This window comes from Desulfovirgula thermocuniculi DSM 16036, assembly GCF_000429345.1.
Lineage (GTDB): Bacteria > Bacillota > Desulfotomaculia > Desulfotomaculales > Desulfovirgulaceae > Desulfovirgula > Desulfovirgula thermocuniculi.
Window position 1 is genome coordinate 1 of sequence record NZ_AUBR01000103.1, and the last position, 4,419, is coordinate 4,419.

Below are 4,419 nucleotides of genomic sequence, written 5' to 3' on the forward strand. Positions count from 1 at the left end.
TGCCTAGGCTGTTCTTCTTCCTGAACTTTCCTTCCGTCTCCCTGGGCTGCAGGCGGAAGGTGATGGCAGCAGCAAATTGACGCTTGTAGTGAGCTCTTAGTGCCTTTGCTTGGCGTTCCTTGAGAACCGTGCAGCGTGGAGAGCCGGAAGTAAGAAGCCATGAGGGCCAATAGGACCCTGTCCAAAAGCAAGGCAGCCTCCACCCCTGGGCAGGTGGGACGAAGGAAAGTTTGGGGCCGGCTGGTACACGGCACCCTGGGAGGCATGAGAGGGTACATCACCAGGGCGAGGTGTGGGGGTGTTAACGCGCGCGAAAAATTTGTTCCGTGAGCAGCCCCAAGAGAACTTTACACCACGTACTTCCAGACATAGACGTATATGGGTATTATTATCAATCACCATCTTCCTTGAAAAATGAAAAAGGCTGATTTAAAGAGTTTTGTGGAGATTTTGGGACCTTATTGAGAGAGGCTCTTATGCCAGTGTAAGGCGTCCAGGGTGTTTTCAAAAACCCCGGCTACCTCATAGAATATCCTCTCATACCCGGAATAAAGCTGGTTTAGATAAAATGCCGTTTCCACCAGGTAACCGTACTCCCCAGTTTTTTGGTGGCGCTCCCAGCTTTGCTGCAGCTTTTCGTACAAACGCTCCTGGCGGTGGTTTGCCCTTTCAATTTCACTTAGCAGGACGAGCAACTTTTCTTTCATAGACCAGGATTCCTTCCCTTTCCACCTTCTCCCTGAAGGGCAGCCTGGCAAGGTCGCGCAGGTCGACATCCTGGTCCACACGAGCATCGAGCTCTGCCCACAGGGCAAGCAGATCACCGTAAGAAAGCACTCCATCCACCGCCAGATCAACGTCTGAATCGGGCCGCCAGCGGCTGTATAAAAGGGAACCGTACAGATACACCCTTTCCACGGCAAAAGAGGGCGCCACCGCCTCCACGGCCTTCTTCACCTCTTGTATAATCTCCTGCCGCCGCCTTTCTCTTTCCCACCGCCTCTTCTCTTCCCTCTGCCAAAGGAAATTGTGCGCGCGCAAAACCTCCTCGCGCGAGAACATAGTCATTTCCCCGCTTCGCTTCATCCTGTCGGCATTAAACTTCAAAGCCGAGCACCTCTTTTAGGTAGCGTTTGCGGTAGGGAGCAAAATCAAAGTATGAAAGAAGAACGTAGGAGAAAAAACTAGCGAATGCGTCTTCGTCTCTGCAGAGCAGGAGCTTGCCCTCTTTTAAAACGCTGTAAGAAAACGGGATGGAAGCACGGTTTAGAACCCTCACACCCACCGGGAGACGAATAACCTCTTCCAAAGCGGCTCCAGTTTTTAAATCGCAGTCAATAATATCTCTATCTATAGCCGAGTTCACGAAAAATGCCAGGTCGATGTCCCCGAAAGGTTCGCCGTCCAATAAAAAAGACCCGTGGAGGAGGGCGAAGACGACCTCCTGTCTAAGCTTAGTTTGCTCCCTTAAGCAGTTCACCACTACCTCTTTTTCCTCTGGTCCGAGGAAGTACCTGTTCTTTATCACTTACCCTCTTCCCTTTGACTGTAATCTTATTCGTATTCTACCACAGCTGCGTGCACCCGGAAAACAAAAAGGTACCGGCTAACAGAAAAGCCGGCGGCGTGGCGCCGGGCGTCATGTACTTTTTGAGAAACTTGCCGGGCCTGCGGAATGAGCTAAAATTTCCCGCAGCAGCGGGCGCAGGTCGGCGGGAATTACGGCCACCCTGCAGTTCCTGCCCTCAAGCACAGCCTTTCCCACCATTACCAGCGCCCGCGACCAAAGCACCCCCAGCGGCGAAGAAGGCGGCTTTTCGTTCCAGAAGAAGCCATCCCCTTCCATACTGCCGAATTTCCGGGTTACGGCATTTAGGCGGCTAAATCCTCCCCGTGCAAGTAAATATTCTAAGAGTTCCTTTTCTTTTTCCTCCAATGCCTGTACTACCCGGGCCAAATTTTCGCGGTTGCTGAGAAATTCCTTTAGCTGCCTTTCTTTTTCCCGGCGTATGCGCGCGGGTGCAAGGCCAAAGGAGAGGAGGGCAGCCTCCAGCCAGTGCACAGGCATGTTTTTTAGCCCCCGCGAAAGGGGTACATCTATGGACAGGGGTTTTTCTTCTACCTCGCGGCGCTTTTCTTCTTCTTCAACATACTGCACCACACCTTCGATTATCGAAGGATTGCTCAGCAGTTCAATCCTTTCGGCCAAACCAACTTTGGTTTCTAAAAGGGCAAGCTGTTCTTGATAGTCCTTGCCCAGTTCTTCCAGTGCTTCCCTGTCCAACTCCTTTAGCGCATCCAGATCCTCGCGGGCTGCGGCAGCGTTGCCCATTTCCAGGTGGAGCACGCAGGAATTATAGAGAGTTACTGGATTGTCGGGCAGAATATCCTTAAGTATGTCCATAATCCGGCGTGCCTCTTGGTGTTTCCTCTGGTGGCATAGGCATTCGGCCAGCTCCAAGAGGGCCGGTGGATAGAGCTTCTTTTTCTTCACCCATAAATCTTCCAATAGCTCGATGGCCTCATCCAATTTGCCTGCCTTGCGAAGCGCCCTTGCCCGGCGCACCAGTTCGTGCAGCTTCTGGTCATAGTGAAGGACTGCTTCCGAAGTTACCAGCTGTACCAGCCGCCTTTCCCCTTCCACGTACATAGGTACAGGGTCACCCTCTTTTAAAATGCCCCGGGCCATGAGGGCCTGCGCTGCGCCCATCTTGGCCTCAGTAGAAAAGACCGGCGAATTTAAGATGGAAAACCCCAGCTTTTTCCCCCACTCCCCACCGAAAAAAACCAGGTGATAAGCTGCATAGGTGTTTTCTGCGGGGTTTTCCCTCTGCAGGAGCATGATGAGAGAAAAAAGGCGGACGTGGCTGTGCATAAACAGGTGCTCCTGCTCTTCAGGAGCGACACCGGCTTTTCTGAGCATGTTAATAACTTTCTCCGGATTTGGCAGGTCGTAGGCGAGGGTGAAGGGCGGAATGGTGCCCTGCTCGGCCAGCAGGGCAATGCCCTGCAAATGGCTGTATATATCGTGCACATGGCCAATGGATGCCCAGAGGCCGGCCGCCCTTTTGTAGCGGCCTAAGTTAAAGCAGGCCACGGCAGCCAAATGTTTGTTTTGGTAGCTGACGTGGTCCGTTTCCCAGCGGCGGTAGAGCTCAAAGACCAGACGGTGGTCTTCGAGATCGGCTGCTGCTTCCATGATAATAACCGTGTACTCTCTAATGTTTCGCTCTTCCGGGGGAGACAACCGACCGCGGGCAGCCAAACGCAGCTCTTCATACTTTTGCACGGCCTCGGTCAGCCGCACCCTAGCCTTCTCCTTTTCGCCCCGGGCGCTGTGGATGCGGGAGGCGAGGGCATACGAGTAGGGGTTGACCTTTAAGGGATCTCCGTCCTCCAGGTAGGGTTCCAGGACGGCAAGGGCGCGTTCAAGTTCTCCGGCGTAAAAAAGAACCGTGGCCAGGTTGTTGCGGTGGGCAGGGTGGTCCTCGGCGGCCAGCGCCCGGGCAAAAAGCCGCTCTGCGACTCGGAAGTCTCCCTTTTCAAGGCACTTCTTTCCTTCTAAGGAAAGTTCCTCGGGCGTTTTTTTCCTACTCAAAGGCATTGCACCTCGTTTTTTTGTTCGGCTTACTTTATCCTGCAGTCACCTTTCGAAAAGCGTTACCCCGCTTTCCAGGGCGGTACGGGCAAGAGGGGTGTGGAGTTCACCCTGGGTGTAGGGAAAGACCTCTACAGGGAAGTTGATCTTGATTTTTGAAGACCACTCAGCTATTCGCTCCAGGAAGGGCTTGTCGCTTTCGGTAAGGACAATTAAAAGGTCGGCGTCGCTTCCAGGTACCGCTCGCCCCTGGGCCAAAGATCCAAAGAGGACAATTTTCTTGACGGCTTTATTCTCCCTGCCGAGACGCATGGCTTCTTTACGTATGGCCTTGAGGAGTTTCTCCCTCTCGAGCCAGAACACCCTCACAGAATTCCACGATTCTTCCCGCACAAAAGAGCGCATCTTGAGCCTCCTTAAGGGTAAAGTATTCGAAGGGGCTCCCTGAATCAAAACCGTTAGGATATCTAGCGGGGATATATATAGTACCTGTCCAGAGTACGGGCACAGTCCAGCAGTTCCCCGCTTACTTCAACCCTTTGCGATAAGGCCCTTAGCAATTCGAATACCGAATGCCCCCAAGCTAATCCACCCATCTTTTGAAAAACAGCCTTGACGGCTTTTCGGCCGCCTGCTGTGAGGCAAAACATGCCCACTCGTGACATCCTCCCCCCAATAAATTGGGGGGCATCCCGTCGTGGGATGGCAGCGTTTCCGCCGCAGGTTAGCCAGCATTCCCCGGATGACCCGGATCATCACCTTGGCCTTTGGGGGTGCCACGCTCCCCTTTCTCCCAGGGTCATGCCCCGAGAGCATCGAGC

At 53.5% G+C, this 4,419-nt stretch carries 6 protein-coding genes; all 6 read right to left on the minus strand.

Going from position 1 to position 4,419, the window contains the following annotated elements; genetic code table 11:
- Positions 1 to 458: 458 nt before the first annotated feature.
- Complete coding sequence (locus G454_RS19595; protein WP_051276536.1) at positions 459 to 707, minus strand: hypothetical protein; 249 nt, start codon at positions 705 to 707, stop codon at positions 459 to 461.
- Positions 676 to 1,107 carry a nucleotidyltransferase domain-containing protein gene (locus G454_RS0114780; RefSeq protein WP_245574429.1) on the minus strand — a complete coding sequence of 144 codons (432 nt, stop codon included), beginning with the start codon at positions 1,105 to 1,107 and terminating at the stop codon, positions 676 to 678. Before G454_RS0114780 ends, G454_RS19595 begins: the two co-directional genes overlap by 32 nt.
- Positions 1,097 to 1,528: a nucleotidyltransferase domain-containing protein gene (locus tag G454_RS19600; protein ID WP_051276538.1), complete on the minus strand. Its 432-nt coding sequence runs from the start codon at positions 1,526 to 1,528 to the stop codon at positions 1,097 to 1,099. The genes G454_RS0114780 and G454_RS19600 overlap by 11 nt, the downstream gene beginning before the upstream one ends.
- 111 nt (positions 1,529 to 1,639) lie before the next feature.
- Positions 1,640 to 3,598, minus strand: coding sequence for a tetratricopeptide repeat protein (locus tag G454_RS0114790; RefSeq protein ID WP_211230122.1), 1,959 nt, complete (start codon positions 3,596 to 3,598; stop codon positions 1,640 to 1,642).
- Positions 3,599 to 3,643: 45 nt separating this feature from the next.
- A complete protein-coding gene (locus G454_RS0114795; protein ID WP_051276540.1) occupies positions 3,644 to 4,003 on the minus strand; it encodes a nucleotidyltransferase domain-containing protein in 360 nt (119 codons plus the stop codon).
- Positions 4,004 to 4,065: 62 nt separating this feature from the next.
- On the minus strand, positions 4,066 to 4,263 hold the full coding sequence (locus tag G454_RS22790; protein WP_342669750.1) for a HEPN domain-containing protein: 198 nt from the start codon (positions 4,261 to 4,263) through the stop codon (positions 4,066 to 4,068).
- Between the last annotated feature and the right edge of the window lie 156 nt (positions 4,264 to 4,419).